This is a genomic window from Cupriavidus sp. CER-90, from assembly GCF_057652055.1.
Genome location: NZ_JBYGYM010000002.1, coordinates 2,109,528 through 2,125,338 on the forward strand (window position 1 = coordinate 2,109,528; position 15,811 = coordinate 2,125,338).

Consider the following 15,811-nt stretch of genomic DNA (forward strand, 5'->3'; position numbering starts at 1 on the left):
GTGCGTGCAACACGCTTGGGATGTCAGACGTTTGCCGTTTCAAACTAGGATGGGATGGAAACGGCGGCCAGGCCCGATAACCCGACCATCCAACTGCGTCGGTCAGTCTCGCCGCGCAGTGGCTCCACTATACACCGCGACGTCAGTGATACCAAGCCGGATACGTCGGGACGTTACATTTTCCACAACAACCGGCATATCCATGCACATCATGCGGTCGGGCGCGGCACCGGCTTCACATGGACCACATATCTGGCCGACGCTGCGCAATTCAAGTGTTGCCGTCAGGGTTTTTTTGGGCGGCTCAGCGCGTGCCCACGTGCGCGTACTGGCGCAGCGCCTCGTCGGCGCGGTCGTTCAGTTCGCGAATGCGCGCGCGCACCGCGTCCACCGGAATCGTGCCGTCCTCTTCCTGCTTGCGGCGCATGGCCAGCAGGTCCGAGGCAATGCTGATGGCCGCCATCACGGCCACGCGCTCCACGCCCTTGGCCGACACGCTGCCCTTGAGCTTGTTCATCTTGTCGTCGACCAGCGCGGCGGCTTCCAGCAGCGCGGCCTCGTTCTCCGGCGAGATCGCGAAACGGTAGGGCTGGCCTGCGATGTTCAGTTCCACTTGCTTGTTGCTCATGCGTGTTCTCCGGGGGCTTGCTGCGAACCTTCCGATGCGGCGCGGGACTGGCCGTCGCCGAGCAGGTCGAGCTGGCGTGCGTCGCTGGCGGTGGGCAGCTTGTCGAGGATGGACTGGATGCGCAGTTGCGCCTCCTCGATCTTGATGTTGAGCAGCTCGCGGTCGGCCGCCATGGCTTCGCGGTCCGCGCGCAACGTGCTCGCCTCGGCCTGCAGGCGGTCGATCTCCGCGCGCAGCCGCTGGTTTTCCGCCGCCAGGGTGTCCGCATGATGCAGCACGCGCCCGATCTTGGCGGCCAGTTGTTCGAGTTCGTTGAGCATAGTGCCTGTCGTGTCCGGTAGGAGTAAGGGTCAGGTTTGGGGATTCTAGCCGATGCACACGCGGGGGCTACCGTCAATGCGACCGGTGAGACTTTGCTGCCGCACGGAAGTTGCACCGATCTGCGGCGAACGGCGCGATTTCGCGTGTCAATCACGGATATCGGCAACTTGACCCCTCGCATTGACGCCAACTTTGAAACTCCCTACACTCGCGCACGTTCCAGGTGCTCGCGGCCGCCTTACGCAGGGGCTGCAGTTCAACGGGAAACAGGGAGCCGGGTACCGCCCGCCAGCCCGGCGCGACGTCGATCGGCCAGGCTGGACGCGAGCGGGGCAGGCCAACCTGTGCTGCCCCCGCAACGGTAAGCGACCGCGAACACGCCAAGCGTCGTTCGCAGGGCGGGCCAAGGCCACTGATACGGACTCGCCGGAAGTTGCGGGGAGCCCATCGGGAAGGCGGCCTGCCTGATGTCGTCAGCCCGGATACCGGCCTGAAGAACGCGGGCGTCCGCACCCTATGCGGCACGCCCATTCGCCATCAGGTCCGCGGGGGAACGGGCCCGGCCGTTCTCATCCATCCTGCTCATGCGTTCCACGCTATCCAGGTCGACCGTCGCGGTGAAGCCGCCGGTTGGCCCGTCCGTGCCCGCCATCATGGCGGCCGTTGCCGTTCTTTGCGCGTCCCCTATCCCGGCATTTGCCCAGGAGGCGCCCGCCGGGCCCGCCCCCGTCGCGCCTGCCGCACCCGCCGAAGCCACATCCGCCGCACCTGCCGCACCTGCCGCACAGCCGGCGGCGGCCCAGCCCCAGTCGCTGGCACCGGTGGTGGTCACCGCCTCGCGCACGGCGCAGCGTGTGACCGAGGCGCTGCCGCACACCACGGTGGTGACCCAGGAGGACATCGTCGATTCGCAGGCGCCCGACCTGCGCTCGCTGCTGCGCGGTCAGGCCGGTGTCGAATTCGCCGCCAATGGCGGCATGGGCGCCAATACGTCGCTGTTCATGCGCGGCGCCAATTCGAACCAGGTGCTGATCCTGATCGATGGCGTGCGCGTGGCCGGCGTCAGCGGCGGTACGGCCCAGCTGGCGAACATCCTGCCCGACCAGATCGACCATATCGAGGTGGTACGCGGCAACGTGTCGGCGCTGTACGGATCGGACGCCATCGGCGGCGTGGTGCAGATCTTCACCAAGAATGGCGCCGGCCAGGCACCGGCGGCCAATGCGCAGGTGGAGTACGGCAGCAACAACACGCGCCAGGGCACCGTCGGCTACGGCGGCCAGATTGGCGATACGTCGTTCAACCTGACCGGCTCGATCTTCAAGACCGACGGTTTTTCGTCGATCAACTATAACCAGTGGGCCGCCGCCAATGCCGCGTCAGTCCGGCGCGGCAACGGGCCGAACCCCGGCGACAACCCGTACGAGAACAAGAGCGTGTCGGGCCAGATCCGCCACAAGTTCACGTCCGACTGGGATGCCGGCTTCGCCGCGTACTACTCGAAGAGCGACCTGTCGTACGACAGCACCAGCGGCAAGCCGACCGACGATTTCCGCATGAACAGCGAGCTCTACACGCTGTCGGCGTTCGTCAACGGCAAGGTGACCTCGGCGTGGACCACGCATTTCAAGCTGTCGCAGAGCGAAGACCGCAGCGAAGGCACGAAAAACGGCCTGTTCGACAGCCTGTTCAGCACGCGCAACCGCCAGTTCAACTGGCATAACGAATACGCGCTGACGCCCGACCACAAGCTGCTGTTCGGCACCGACTGGCTGCAGCAGACGCTGGCGTCCAGTGCGTACAACGCGCCGTCGCGCAACGTGTTCTCGGTGTACGGCGGCTATGAAGGCCGGATCGGCCGGAACCAGCTGCAGCTGAACGCCCGCAACGACCACTATTCCGACTTCGGCAACCAGGGCAGCTTCTTTGCCGGCTATGGCTTCAACGTGACCGATCAGGTCAAGCTGATCGCCAATGTCAGCAATGCGTTCCGCGCGCCGACCTTCAACGAGCTGTATTACCCGGGCTTCGGCCAGCCGAACCTGCAGCCCGAACGCGCCAAGTCCGCCGAGGCGGGCGTGCAGGTCGACACGGCCAGCGCCGGCCTGCTGCGGGTGACCGCGTTCGAGACGCGCTATGACGACCTGATCGTGTCGACCGCCGTGGGCAGTGGCGTGTTCCTGGCACAGAATGTCAACAAGGCCAAGGTGCAGGGCATCGAGGCCTCGTGGCGCGCCACCATCTGGGGTACCGACCTGGGCGCCGCCGTGACCTTCCAGAATCCCGTGGACCAGAGCAGCAACACCCAGCTGCTGCGCCGGGCGCGGCGCCATGCGTCGTTCGACGTGGGCCGCAACTTCGGCAACTGGCGCTTTGGCGGCGAATGGCTGCTGTCGTCGGAGCGGCTCGACAACAGCGCGCGCGTCCTGGGCGGATACGGTATCGTCAACCTCAATGCCCGCTACAACATCGACAAGCAATGGTTCGTGGCTGCCCGTGTGGAAAACCTGTTCGACAAGAACTACCAGCTTGCCTGGCCCTACAACACGCAGGGCCGCGCCGGGTTCATCACGCTCGGCTGGCGCCAGAAGTAAGGCGTAACGTCACGTCATGACCGAACTGCGCCGCGCGCTGACCGTCTGGACCGCCCTGGCCTTGGCCGGGGTGGCGGTGTTCGCGCTGTCGCTGGCGGCCGGCAGCGTCGCGCTGGACATCGCGCAGGTTTGGCAGGCGCTGACCGGCGCCGATACCGGCACGGCCGGCGCCATCGTGCGTGAACTGCGGCTGCCGCGCGCGGCGGCGGCGTTTGCCTGCGGCGGCCTGCTGGCGCTGTCCGGCGCGCTGATGCAGGTGCTGCTGCGCAATCCGCTGGCCGAGCCCTATGTGCTGGGCGTGTCCGGCGGCGCGTCCACGGGCGCGCTGCTGGCGATGCTGCTGTCGCTGCCGCTGTGGGCCGTCCAGTCCGGCGCGGCGGGCGGCGCGCTCTGTTCGATGCTGCTGGTGGCCACGCTGGCGCGGCGCGACCTGCTGCATCCGCAAGTCCAGGGCGGCCACCACGAGGCCGGCGCGCGGCTGCTGCTGACCGGCGTGATTTTGGCGGCCGGCTGGAGCGCGCTGATCACGCTGATCCTGGCCATCGCACCGGAATCGCGGCTGCGCGGCATGCTGTTCTGGCTGACCGGCGACCTGGGCGGCACGGCCAGCTACGGCTGGGCGCTGGCCACGCTGGTCGTGGCGCTGGGGCTGGCGATGCCGATGGCGCGTGCGCTGAACGTGATGCTGCTTGGCGAGACCGTGGCGCAGTCGCTGGGCGTACGCGTGGGTCGCGTCAGGCTGGCCACGTTCCTGATCGCCTCGTTTGCCATCGCCGCGGCCATCACCACGGCCGGGTCCATCGGCTTTGTCGGACTGGTGGTGCCGCACATGGTGCGCCTGGCGTGGGGCAACGACCAGCGCCAGCTGCTGCCCGCGTCGGTGCTGCTGGGCGGCACGCTGCTGATGGCGGCCGATCTGATCGCCCGCACGGTGATCGCGCCGGCGCAGTTGCCGGTGGGGGTCATCACCGCGCTGCTGGGCGTGCCCACCTTCCTTTACCTGCTGCTGCGGAGGCCGCGATGAACGCATGGTCCGAGCCGCTGGCCCCGTGTCCCGTGTTGTCGCTGCGCGACGTGCGCCTGCGCGCGGGCCAGCGGGTGCTGGTCGATGGCCTGTCGCTGTCCATCCAGGCAGGCCAGCTCTGGTGCGTCGTGGGCCCCAACGGCGTGGGCAAATCCACGCTGATGGGCGTGCTGGCCGGCTTGCGCGCGCCCGATGGCGGGGCCGTGGAAATCGACAGCGTGGCCGCCACGCAGGTGGCGCCGGCCACGCTGGCCCGCCAGCGCGCCTATCTGCCGCAGGCCATACATGACACGTTCTCGATGGTGGTGGAAGATGCGGTGCGCATCGGCCGTCATCCGCACATGAGCGGCTGGGGCTGGGGCAAGCGCGACGACGACCGCGTGGTGCGCGATGTGATGGCCCAGTGCGATCTCGACGCCCTGGCCGCGCGCGATGTGCTGACCCTGTCCGGCGGCGAGCGCCAGCGCGTGTCGCTGGCCGCGGTGCTGGCCCAGCAGGCGCCGCTGCTGATGCTGGACGAACCGGTCTCGCACCTCGACCTGCGCCACCAGATCCTGGTGCTCGACCTGCTGCGCCGCCTGACCCATGCCGGCCGCCACGCCGCCGTGGTGATCCTGCATGACCTGACGCTCGCGCGCCGGCACGCCACCCATGCGCTGCTGATGGCCGAAGACGGCGTCGCGCTGCACGGCCCGGCGCACGAGGTCCTGACGCCCGCGCGGTGCTCGCACGCACTGCGCACCCCCATTATCAGCATCAGCGACGGCATCCATACCGCGCTGATCCCCGACGGAAAGACACCATGAGCGATACCGAACACCCGAGCCCGAGCGACGACGGCCGCGACGCGCGCCACAAGAACCGCATGGTCCGCAAGAAGGAGGTGGTCGATGCCAGGATTGCCGCCGCCCAGACCGAGCGCGGTGTGATCGTCATCACCACCGGCAACGGCAAGGGCAAGTCCAGCTCGGGCTTCGGCATGGTGGTGCGCGCGATGGGGCATGGCATGCGCACGGGCGTGGTCCAGTTCATCAAGGGTGCCATCCCGAGCGGCGAGGAAATGTTCCTGCGGCGCTTTCCGGACCAATGCGAATTCCATGTGATGGGCGAGGGCTACACCTGGGAAACCCAGGACCGCGCCCGCGACGTGGCCAAGGCCGAGGCCGCGTGGGAGGTGGCCCGCCGCATGCTGCGCGACCCGTCGATCGGCCTGGTGCTGTTCGATGAGCTGAACATTGCGCTGAAGTTGCACTATCTTGATGTCGAGACCGTGATCGCCGATCTGCGCGCGCGTCCTGCGATGCAGCATGTGGTGATCACGGGCCGGGGCGCGCCGCCCGCACTGGTGGAAGCGGCCGACACGGTGACCGACATGACGCCCGTCAAACACGCGTTCCAGCAGGGCATCAAGGCCCAACGTGGCGTAGAAATGTAGGAGAACGCCGGCCAGCCCCGCTTCGGCTTTGCCTGGCTGGCGTTCTTCAAGGAATAAAAGAAGACTGATGACCCATATTTCCGACTTTGCGCTGACCCTGCCGCCGATCGCGCCGCTGGACGAATCGCTGCGCGGCGCGCTGCAGGCGGCCATCGACGACAAGACCAAGCCGCCCGGGTCGCTGGGCCGGCTGGAATCGCTGGCGCTGCAGATCGGCATGATCCGTGGCGAAACCGTACCCGACCTGAACCGGCCCGCCATCATCGTGTTCGCGGGCGACCATGGCGTGGCCGATGCCGGCGTCAGCGCCTTCCCGGCCGAAGTCACCGCGCAGATGGTGCTGAATTTCCTGAACGGCGGGGCCGCCATCAACGTCTTCACGCGCCAGCATGGCATGGTGCTCGAAGTGGTGGACGTGGGCGTGCGTGCGCCGCTGCCGGCGTCGCCCGGGCTGGTCAACAGCCGCGTGGCCAATGGCACGCGCAATTTCGTCGAGCAGCCGGCCATGACCCCGGCCGAGGCCGGTGCGGCGATCGACACCGGCATCGCGCGGGTGCTGCGCCACGCGCAGCAGGGCACCAATGTGATCGGCTTTGGCGAGATGGGCATTGCCAATACGTCGGCGGCGGCCTGCCTGATGAGCCGCCTGACCGGCCTGCCGCTGGAAGCCTGCACCGGGCGCGGCACCGGGCTGGACGACGCCGGCGTGGCGCGCAAGCGCGAGATTCTGGCGCAGGCGCTGGCGCGGCATCCGCACGCCACCGATCCGCTGGACGTGCTGGCCACGTTCGGCGGCTTCGAGATCGCGGCGATGACCGGCGCCTACCTGGCCGCGGCCGCCAGCCGCATGGTGATCCTGGTGGACGGCTTTATCGCCTCGGCGGCGCTGCTGGTGGCCGCGCGCATCGACCCGAACGTGCTGCAGTACTGCGTGTTCTCGCACTGTTCCCACGAGCAGGGCCACCGCGCGCTGCTGGCCGAGTTCAAGGCCGAGCCGCTGCTGGCACTGGACCTGCGTCTGGGCGAAGGCACCGGCGCCGCGCTGGCCTGGCCGCTGGTGGCGTCGGCCGTCGCCTTCCTGCGCGAGATGGCCACGTTCAGCGGCGCCGGCATCAGCAACGCTTCGGCCTAGACCACGCAGACGCCATGGCCGACGAACTCCGCTTCTTCCTGACCGCCGTGGGCTACTTCACGCGCGTGCCCATGCCGCAGCGGCTGGCGGTGTGGGTGGGGTTCGCGCCGCACTACCTGAACGCCGCCGCCCGCTATTTTCCGGCGGTGGGCCTGCTGGTGGGCGTGGCGGGGGCAGTGGTGACGGGCCTTGCGTGGCAGCTCTGGTCGCCGTCGGTGGCCATCGTGCTGGGCATGGCTGCCACGCTGCTGCTGACCGGCGCATTCCACGAGGATGGGCTGGCCGACTGCGTGGATGCCTTCGGCGGCGGCTACCGGCCCGAGGACGTGCTGCGGATCATGCATGACTCCCGCGTGGGCGCGTTCGGTGCCATCGCCATCGTGGTGGCGCTGCTGCTGAAATGGCAACTGCTGGTGTCCGTCGGCGAAACCCACGGCGGCGCGATGCTGCTGGCGGTGCTGGTGGCAGGCCACGGCGCCAGCCGCGCCATGGCCATCACGTTCCTGGCCACGCACGACTACGTGCGCCACGAAGGCAAGGCCAAGCCGGTGGCCCAGCGGCTGGAAACCCGCAGCCTGCTCTTTGCGCTGGCGTGCGGCGTGCTGCCGCTGCTGTGGGTCTCGCCGTGGTTCGCCATCGTGACCGTGCTGGTGCTGGCCGGCCTGCGCGCCGCGCTCGGGGCCTATTTCGTGCGGCGCATCGGCGGCTATACCGGCGATTGCCTGGGCATGTCCCAACAGCTTGCCGAGCTGTCGATCTACCTGGTCGCCGCGGCATGGAAGTTTTACTAATTCGCCACGCGCAGCCCGAGGTGGCGGCGGGCATCTGCTACGGCAGTCTCGACCTGGCGCTGACGATGCCTGTCACACCCGACCCGGCGCGGGTCGTGGCCGGTCTGGCATCGCCGCATCGCATCGTGACCAGCCCCGCGCTGCGCGCGCGCGACACGGCCGCACAACTGGCGGCCTGCCTGCCGGATTTGCGCGCTGCCGATGTGGAGCCGCGCCTGCGCGAGATGGATTTCGGCACGTGGGAAGGGCAGCCCTGGGCCGAGATCCCGCGCGACGCGCTGGATCTGTGGGCGGCCGATTTGATGGGCGCCCGCCCGCACGGCGGCGAAAGCCCGGCGCAGGTGTCGGCGCGCGTGGCCGAGTGGGCCGATGCGCTCGACGTCGAATCAGACACGCGGTTGTGGGTGGTGACCCACGCCGGGCCGATGCGCATGCTGGCCGCCCATTGGCTGGGGATGGCACTGGCGCAGACGCTGAACTGGCCGCTCGGGTTTGGCGCCACCTGCAAGTTCAGCCTGGGCGATGGCGCGCCGAGGCTGGAGTGGTGGAACCGCGTGGCCGGCTAGTTGCCGCGCCGCGAGCGCGCGAGTTCGAGATCCTTGCAGATGTCGGCTGCGCCCTGCACCACGCGCGGGCCTGCGCGGTTGACCAGGTCGCCGTCGAGGATGAACAGGTTGTTGCGCGCCACGGCGGTGACCTGCTTCCATTTCTCCCACATCGAAAAATCCGCCAGCGGCTTGTCCGGGCGCGTGGCGCCCATGCCGGCCGTCAGCATGACCTCCGGGTTACCGGCCACCACGGCCTCCACCGACACCGTGGGCACCAGCGGCGACTCCCGGGCGAACAGGTTGCGGCCGCCACATAGCGTCAGCAGGTCGCTGACCAGATGCTGGCCATTGAGCGTCATCAGCGGCTGCTGCCATACCTGATAGAACACCGTCACCGGCGGGCGATCGGCGTAGGTCTTGCGCAGCGTCGTGACCTGCTGGCGGAAGTCGGTGGCGGCCCGGTTGGCCACGGCCTCCGTCCCCATCAGCGTGCCGAGCTTTTCAAGATTTTCCGGTATCGATTCCAGGCGGCGCGGCTCGCTGAAGAAGAGCGGCATGCCCAGCGCGCGCAGGCGGTCGGTCTGCTTCTGGGCGTTGCCATGGCGCCAGACCACGATCAGGTCGGGCTTGAGTGCGGCGATGCGTTCCAGGTCCAGCGCCTTGTTGTCGCCCACGCGCGGGATGTCGCGCGCCTGCGGCGGGTAATCGCTGTAGCTGACCGTGCCGACGATGCGATCGCCACCGCCGGCCGCATAGATCAGTTCGGTCACGTGTGGGGCCAGCGCGACGATGCGCCGCGCGGGCTGGGCCAGCGTGACGGTCTGGCCGGCGTCGTCGGTGACGGTGACGGCGGCGTGGGCACAGGGGCTGGCGAGCAGCGCCGTGGCGAGCAGGAACGAGGAGGCCTTCATCGAGATCCGGGGAGGATAGGGGGGTCTGTGGCGCCGGCTTGCCGGTCGGATCGTGCCGCGCCCAGCGCCGCGTCGAGGCGCTGCCAGGCATCCTCGGCATCGGGCGGCAGGCCCAGACGCAGGCTGGCCGGGCAGCCGCCGGCGGCGTCGAACAGGCGCGTCCAGACACCTTGCCGGGCAAGCGCCTCGTGCAGGGCGGGTGCGCGGGCATCGGGCACCCAGCTGAACAGCGGCTGCGATACCGGCGTCAGCCCGTGGTCACGCAGCAGCATCCCCAGACGCTGGCCCTGTCGATGCAGCGCCGTGCGGGTGGCGGCCTGCCACGCGGTATCGGTCAGCGCCAGCCGAGCCACGGCGCGGGCCGGCCCGGAGACGGTCCAGTGCCCAAGCCGGCGCGACAGCGCGTCGAGCAGGCCGGATTCGGCCAGCACGAAGCCGCAGCGCATGCCCGCCAGCCCGTAGAACTTGCCGATCGAGCGCAGCACGACCAGCCCGGGCTGGCCCGTGTACGCGGCCAGCGATGGCGCGGTGGCGCTGTCGAGGAACGCCTCGTCGACGATCAGCGTGTCCAGCTGCCCGTGCCAGCGCAGCAGCCGGTCGGCGGAGAGCAGCCGTGCGGTCGGATTGTTCGGATTGACGACGACCAGATGATCGAGCCCGGCTGGCAGGTCGTCGCGGGTGAAGTCTTGCTCGCCGAGCGGCACCACCGTGTGGCCGGCCAGCGCAAACGCGGGCGCATATTCGCTGTAGCCTAGCGCGGCGATGCCCACGCGCCCCGGCCGCAGCAAGGTGGGCAGCGTGCGGATGGCCGCCTGCGAACCCGCCACCGGCAGCGCGTGCGGCGCGCCATAGGCCTGCGCGGCGATCTCCGCCAGGCCGTCGTCGTCCTGCGGTAGCCGCTGCCAGACGTCGGCAGGCAGCGCGGGCACCGGATAGCCGGCCGGATTGATGCCGGTGGACAGATCGAGCCAGTCTTCCGCCGCACGGCCGTAGCGGCGCACGGCGGCCAGCAGGTTGCCGCCATGGCGGATCGGGGTCAGGGTGCCGCTCACGTCGCTCACGTCGCTCACGTCGCTCACGCCGTTCCCCATTTCGCAACCAGGCCTGCCACCAGCGGCACGCTCAGCATCGCCACGCCGAGCCACAGCCACAGCGTGCGCTGCACGAGCCACAGGCAGGCGTGGACGTGCGCGGCGCGCGGGGCGTCGCCCACGCCCAGCGGCGGGCGTTCTTCCCACTCGCCGTGGTAGCGCGCGCCACCGCCCAGCGCCACGCCCACCGCGCCGGCACCGGCCGCCATCACGGGGCCGGCGTTCGGGCTCGACCAGGCCGGTGCCTGCGTGCGCCAGCAGCGCATCGCCTGCGCGGTGGCGCCCAGCAGCGCGTACGACAGCGCGGTCAGCCGCGCCGGCATCAGGTTCAACCCATCGTCGATGCGGGCAGCAGCCCAGCCGAACATTTCCCAGCGCGGCGTGCGATAGCCCCACATGGCGTCAAGCGTATTGGCCAGCCGGAAGACGATCACGGCTGGCGCGCCGCCGACGAGGAACCAGAACAGCGCGCCGAAGACGGCATCGTTGCCGTTTTCCAGCGCCGATTCGCAGGCGGCCCGTGCCAGCGCTTCGGCATCGGCATCGGCCGTGTCGCGCGACACGATGCGCGCCGTCAGCGTGCGCGCGGCGGGCAGGTCGTTGCGGGTCAGGGCGTCGGCAATCGGGGCGATGTGCTGGGTCAGGCTGCAGGCGCCCAGCGCGAAGTAGAGCGCGACGGCGTGCAGCGCCCAGGCCAGCATCGGATGCACATCGGCCGCCAGCGAGACCAGCCATGCGGCCAGCGCGGCCGGCCCAAGCACCACCAGCGCCCATGCGAGCAGTCCGGCCAGGCGCTGACGCGCGGCGCCGCGTTCGGGACGATTGAGACGGTTGGCCACGGCCGACGCGAGACGGCCAAACCCGACCAGCGGATGCCAGCGGCGCGGCTCGCCAAGCCAGCGGTCCAGCAGCACGCCGGCAAGGGCGGCCGCCACGCAGGCAGGCCAGGACAGCATGATCATCGTGTGTGGGTGCCGCGAGCCTGGGACGGAGCGGGGTCCTTGATCGATACCGGGATGCCGGCGACCAGCAGCCGCACGCGATCGGCGGCGGCAGCCAGCTTCTGGTTCAGCCGGCCCAGTTCGTCGACGTAGAAACGCGTGATGGCACCCATCGGCACCACGCCGAAGCCGATTTCATTCGACACCAGGATCACATGGCCGGGCAGCATCGGCAGCGCGGTCATCAGCGCGTCGATTTCCTCGGTAAAGGCGGGCGGCGGCGTGATGACGCCGTGTTCGGGATACTCGCGGTTCTCGCCGAAGACAAGGTTGTTGAGCCACAGCGTCACGCAATCGACGAGGATGCAGCCGTCGTGGCGTGCATGCGCGTAGAGCGCGTCGGCCAGATGCACCGGCTCTTCCACCAGCGTCCAGTCGGCCGGCCGGCGCGCACGATGCAGCGCGATGCGGACTTCCATTTCCTGATCGGCCGCTTCGGCGTCGTGCCGGGCCGTGGCGATGTAGGTGACCGGGCCGCGCGTCAGGGCCGCATGATCGGCGGCGAGCTGCTCGGCGAAATGGCTCTTGCCCGAGCGCGCGCCGCCCAGCACCAGCGTCAGTTCCCGCGGCGCGGCGGTGCCGGCCTGCGGCTGCGGTTCCGCCTCGGTCACCGGATTGGCGTCCGTGACCGCGCCTGCCGAAGCCGGTTCGGAAATGGCCGAGAGATTGAGCGCCTGGGGCGGGGCTTGGGTCTTCATCCGGCGTATTGTAGCCGTCGCATCCCCCGGCCGCATGCCTGAATCTGCAGAGTTTTCCGGCCGAAGGCGCTGTGCGGATGGCGGGCCGCTGCTGCCATAATCGCGCGATGCGAAACGATCCGTCTGCCAATCCCTTTCCGTTTGCGCCGCGTGCCTTGCGCGGCACCCTGATGGTTCAGGGCACCACGTCCGACGCGGGCAAAAGTACCGTCGTGGCCGGCCTGTGCCGCATCCTGGCGCGCGCCGGGGTGGCCGTGGCCCCGTTCAAGCCCCAGAACATGGCGCTGAACAGCGCGGTCACCGTCGATGGTGGCGAAATCGGGCGCGCCCAGGCGCTGCAGGCGCAGGCGGCCGGCCTGCAGCCCCATACCGACATGAATCCGGTGCTGCTCAAGCCCAGCAGCGACATTGGCGCGCAAGTCATCATCCACGGTCGCGCGCGCATGGATCTCGACGCCAAGGCCTATCACGCCTACAAGCCGCAGGCGATGGCCGCCGTGCTGGAAAGCCACGCGCGGCTGACCCAGGCGTACGGCGTGGTGCTGGTGGAAGGCGCGGGCAGCCCCGCCGAAGTGAATCTGCGTGACCGCGACATCGCCAACATGGGCTTTGCCGAGCGCGTGGACTGCCCGGTGGTGCTGGTGGCCGATATCGACCGCGGCGGCGTGTTCGCCCATTTGGTGGGCACGCTCGATTGCCTGTCCGAATCCGAACGGGCGCGCATCAAGGGCTTCATCATCAACCGCTTTCGCGGCGATATCGCGCTGCTGCAGCCGGGCCTGGACTGGCTTGTGGCCCGCACCGGCAAACCCGTATTTGGTGTGCTGCCGTACCTGCACGGGCTGCATCTCGATGCGGAGGACGCCATCGCCAGCGCGCAGGTGCCCAGCCGCGATGGCGATGTGTTGCGCGTGATCGTGCCGGTGCTGCCGCGCATCTCGAACCATACCGATTTCGACGCGCTGCGGGCGCACCCGAACGTGGACCTGCAGTTCATCGGCCCGGGCATGCCGATTCCGCCGGCAGACCTGGTGATCCTGCCGGGCAGCAAGAGCGTGCGCGCCGACCTGGCCTTCCTGCGCGCCAACGGCTGGCAGCCGGCGCTGCTGCGGCACCTGCGCTACGGGGGCAAGCTGATGGGCATCTGCGGCGGCATGCAGATGCTGGGGCGGCTGATCCACGACCCCGACGGCCGCGAAGGCCCGGCCGGCACCAGCGACGGGCTGGGCCTGCTCGACTTCGACACCACACTGGCGCCCGAGAAGCAGTTGCGGCGCGTCGCCGGTCGGCTCGAGGCGGCAACTGGCGGGGCAGCGGTGGAGGGGTACGAGATCCATCTGGGCATCACGGAGGGCCCGGCACTGGCGCGCCCGGCGCTGTGGCTGGACGCGGCGGACGGTTCGGATGATGCGGGTGGTGCGGGAGGTGCGGGCGGCAATCGCAGGCCCGATGGCGCCGTATCGGATGACAACCAGGTGATGGCCACCTATGTCCACGGCCTGTTCGACCATCCGGACGCCTGCGGCGCGCTGCTGCGCTGGGCCGGTCTGGCGCGGGCCGAGGGCATTCAACTGGATGCACTGCGCGAGGCGTCGATCGACCGGCTGGCCGACAGCATGGCCGCGCACCTCGACCTGCGCGCGATGTTCGGGCCGCTGGTGGCTACGGCCCCGGCGCAAGCCGGCTGACCAGCGCGTCCACGTCGTCCCAGCTGACGCGGCGGATGGCCACCATGAGGTCGGTGCCCGGGAACGGGTCGTTGAAGGCCTCCGATTCCACGCCGCCCAGGTGCCGGTAGAACGCGCGCGCCTGCGTGTTGCCGTCGAGCACATAAAGAAACAACGGCTTGCCGGGCCACTGGCTGGCCACACGCGCGGCGCAGTGGGCCATCAGCGTTCTGCCATAGCCGCGCCCGTGAAACGCTTTCATCACATGGAGGTTGTCCAGATAGATTCCATAGCCGGGTTCGGCCAGCGGCATCAGGCACGAGAATCCGGCTGGCTGGCCGTTCACACGCAGGATGGTAGCTTCCAGCGGGGCCTCGGCGCCTTCGAGCATCCGGGCGCGCCAGGTGGCCAGCCGTTCGGCCGGCGCATAGGTTTCGAGGTAATCGGCGGGAATCAGCCCGCCATAGGCATCGCGCCAGCTTTCGGCGTGCATGGCGGCTAACAGATCGGCGTCGGCCGGGGTGGCGGGAACCAGTTCGATCAGGGGCATGGCGGGGCAGGGCGGGGCGGACCGGATGGGGCGCAAGGCGATGGCGCGCCCACGATCTTAACGGCACGCTGCTAGAATCGCGAATTCTTCGCATTTGCATTTGGGCGGTGCCGCACAGATAGATTGCGAAAGCTTACAAAATGTGCGTAAAGCGCCGCATTAAACAAGAAAGACTCCCATGGTCTCCGGTCGTCTGCGTACCGTCTTCGTCAAGCTGCACCGCTATATCGGGCTGGTCTTCGGCCTGCTGTTCGTCATGATGGGCCTGACCGGCACGCTGATTTCATGGCGCGACGACATCGACAAGTGGCTCAATCCAGACTTGCTGCAAGGGGTGTCGGCCACGCGCATTCCGGTGGGCGCCGCCACCGTGGAATCGGTCACGGCCAGGCTGATGGCCGATCCCAAGTATGGCAAGCCCAACCTGCTGATGCTGCCAGTCGACGAACACGACGTGTTCATCGCCTACTACCCGATCAAGGGGCCGGAGGCGATGCCGGGCCGCTCGCGGCAGGTCATGATCGACCCCGTCACGCTGGCCGTGAAGGGCGAGCGACTGTTTGGCGTGCCGGGGCTGTCGCGCCAGCAGATCATGCCGACGCTGTTTCACCTGCATCGCTACCTGCTGTCCGGCGACACGGGCAAGACCATCGTCGGCGTGACCGGGATGGTGCTGTGCTTCACGGTGCTAATGGGCGTGGTGCTGTGGTGGCCCAAGATGAAGCTACGGGCGTTGAAGCAGTCGGTGCGGATCGCGCACGGCGGTTCGTGGTCGCGCTTTGTCTATACCTTCCACCGCGCGGGCGGCATCTTTGCGGCGCCGGTGCTGGCCACCATCGCGTTTTCGGGCTGGTATCTGAACCTGCCGAAGTGGGTGACGCCGATCATCAGCACGGTCATGACCGTGAGCCCGCAGGTGAAGCACCAGTCCGATACGCCGCCGGCCGGCGCCCACGCCATCACCCCGGCCCAGGCCATGACGGCGGCGCAGCAGCAGTTTCCGGGGGCGCAGGTCACGCGTATCAGCCTGCCGCGCAAGCCGGGCGATGCCTACGAGGTGCGACTGCGCCAGGAGGGCGAACTGCAGGAAGACAGCGGCGCCACGCGGCTCTGGCTCGATGCCTATACCGGCCGGCCGCTCGGCGCGCGCGATCCGCGCGATGCCCGGTCCGGCGACGCATTTATCCTGTGGCTGTTCCCGCTGCATACCGGCGAGGCGTTCGGCACCTACGGCCGCGCGTTCATCACCGCATTCGGCCTGATGCCGCTGGCGTTCGCCGTGACCGGCGTGCTGATCTGGTGGAAACGCCGCAGCGGCCACAAGCGCCATCTGGAGCGGGAAAAGGCGCGGCTGAAGCGGGCCTGAGCCTGTGAGGCGGGAGAGGTTTTCTCCCCTCTCCCGCTGGGCGGGAGAGGGGAG

16 protein-coding genes and 1 riboswitch are annotated in these 15,811 nt (G+C 69.0%); of the genes, 9 read left to right on the top strand and 7 right to left on the bottom strand.

The window, feature by feature from the left end; all coding sequences use genetic code 11:
- Positions 1-304: 304 nt before the first annotated feature.
- Together AC24R4_RS20330 and AC24R4_RS20335 are read right to left on the bottom strand one after the other, a co-directional pair.
- On the bottom strand, positions 305-628 hold the full coding sequence (locus AC24R4_RS20330; protein ID WP_153947401.1) for a cell division protein ZapA: 324 nt from the start codon (positions 626-628) through the stop codon (positions 305-307).
- Entirely contained in the window at positions 625-948 is a 324-nt protein-coding gene (locus tag AC24R4_RS20335; protein ID WP_101680841.1) for a hypothetical protein, read from the bottom strand. The genes AC24R4_RS20330 and AC24R4_RS20335 overlap by 4 nt, the downstream gene beginning before the upstream one ends.
- Positions 949-1,153: 205 nt before the next feature.
- Positions 1,154-1,457, top strand: a riboswitch (cobalamin riboswitch).
- A gap of 76 nt (positions 1,458-1,533) precedes the next feature.
- Here AC24R4_RS20335 and AC24R4_RS20340 point away from each other — a divergent pair.
- From AC24R4_RS20340 to cobC, 7 genes are all read left to right on the top strand, one after another.
- Entirely contained in the window at positions 1,534-3,543 is a 2,010-nt protein-coding gene (locus tag AC24R4_RS20340; RefSeq protein ID WP_400393534.1) for a TonB-dependent receptor plug domain-containing protein, read from the top strand.
- A 16-nt stretch (positions 3,544-3,559) separates the two neighbouring features.
- Positions 3,560-4,567 (top strand): FecCD family ABC transporter permease, encoded by a 1,008-nt coding sequence (locus AC24R4_RS20345; protein ID WP_400393533.1) that lies wholly within the window; start codon positions 3,560-3,562, stop codon positions 4,565-4,567.
- On the top strand, positions 4,564-5,373 hold the full coding sequence (locus AC24R4_RS20350; RefSeq protein ID WP_400393532.1) for an ABC transporter ATP-binding protein: 810 nt from the start codon (positions 4,564-4,566) through the stop codon (positions 5,371-5,373). Before AC24R4_RS20345 ends, AC24R4_RS20350 begins: the two co-directional genes overlap by 4 nt.
- Positions 5,370-6,002 carry a cob(I)yrinic acid a,c-diamide adenosyltransferase gene (gene cobO, locus AC24R4_RS20355; protein WP_400393531.1) on the top strand — a complete coding sequence of 211 codons (633 nt, stop codon included), beginning with the start codon at positions 5,370-5,372 and terminating at the stop codon, positions 6,000-6,002. The genes AC24R4_RS20350 and cobO overlap by 4 nt, the downstream gene beginning before the upstream one ends.
- A gap of 67 nt (positions 6,003-6,069) precedes the next feature.
- A complete protein-coding gene (cobT, locus tag AC24R4_RS20360; protein WP_400393529.1) occupies positions 6,070-7,134 on the top strand; it encodes a nicotinate-nucleotide--dimethylbenzimidazole phosphoribosyltransferase in 1,065 nt (354 codons plus the stop codon).
- Positions 7,135-7,148: 14 nt separating this feature from the next.
- On the top strand, positions 7,149-7,925 hold the full coding sequence (locus AC24R4_RS20365) for an adenosylcobinamide-GDP ribazoletransferase (protein ID WP_400393527.1): 777 nt from the start codon (positions 7,149-7,151) through the stop codon (positions 7,923-7,925).
- Entirely contained in the window at positions 7,910-8,491 is a 582-nt protein-coding gene (cobC, locus tag AC24R4_RS20370; protein WP_400393525.1) for an alpha-ribazole phosphatase family protein, read from the top strand. The genes AC24R4_RS20365 and cobC overlap by 16 nt, the downstream gene beginning before the upstream one ends.
- Here cobC and AC24R4_RS20375 read toward each other — a convergent pair.
- The 4 genes from AC24R4_RS20375 to cobU are packed head-to-tail and all read right to left on the bottom strand — an operon-like array spanning position 8,488 to position 12,174.
- Positions 8,488-9,384, bottom strand: coding sequence for a cobalamin-binding protein (locus tag AC24R4_RS20375; protein ID WP_487523514.1), 897 nt, complete (start codon positions 9,382-9,384; stop codon positions 8,488-8,490). The two genes, cobC and AC24R4_RS20375, sit on opposite strands and share 4 nt — an antisense overlap.
- The gene (gene cobD / locus AC24R4_RS20380; RefSeq protein ID WP_487523515.1) at positions 9,381-10,463 is read right to left on the bottom strand and encodes a threonine-phosphate decarboxylase CobD; all 1,083 of its coding nucleotides are present in this window, start codon (positions 10,461-10,463) and stop codon (positions 9,381-9,383) included. Before cobD ends, AC24R4_RS20375 begins: the two co-directional genes overlap by 4 nt.
- The gene (gene cbiB, locus AC24R4_RS20385; RefSeq protein ID WP_400395467.1) at positions 10,460-11,437 is read right to left on the bottom strand and encodes an adenosylcobinamide-phosphate synthase CbiB; all 978 of its coding nucleotides are present in this window, start codon (positions 11,435-11,437) and stop codon (positions 10,460-10,462) included. Before cbiB ends, cobD begins: the two co-directional genes overlap by 4 nt.
- Complete coding sequence (gene cobU / locus AC24R4_RS20390; RefSeq protein WP_400395465.1) at positions 11,434-12,174, bottom strand: bifunctional adenosylcobinamide kinase/adenosylcobinamide-phosphate guanylyltransferase; 741 nt, start codon at positions 12,172-12,174, stop codon at positions 11,434-11,436. The genes cbiB and cobU overlap by 4 nt, the downstream gene beginning before the upstream one ends.
- A 170-nt stretch (positions 12,175-12,344) precedes the next feature.
- Between cobU and AC24R4_RS20395 the strand changes: the two genes are divergently transcribed.
- Positions 12,345-13,862, top strand: coding sequence for a cobyric acid synthase (locus AC24R4_RS20395; protein ID WP_487523516.1), 1,518 nt, complete (start codon positions 12,345-12,347; stop codon positions 13,860-13,862).
- On the opposite strand, the gene AC24R4_RS20400 is transcribed toward AC24R4_RS20395, so the two are convergent.
- Positions 13,837-14,391, bottom strand: a complete 555-nt coding sequence (locus AC24R4_RS20400; RefSeq protein ID WP_487523517.1) for an N-acetyltransferase family protein — start codon at positions 14,389-14,391, stop codon at positions 13,837-13,839. The genes AC24R4_RS20395 and AC24R4_RS20400 overlap by 26 nt on opposite strands.
- 178 nt (positions 14,392-14,569) lie before the next feature.
- On the opposite strand from AC24R4_RS20400, the gene AC24R4_RS20405 reads away from it, so the two are divergent.
- Complete coding sequence (locus tag AC24R4_RS20405; protein WP_400394664.1) at positions 14,570-15,757, top strand: PepSY-associated TM helix domain-containing protein; 1,188 nt, start codon at positions 14,570-14,572, stop codon at positions 15,755-15,757.
- Positions 15,758-15,811: the final 54 nt, after the last annotated feature.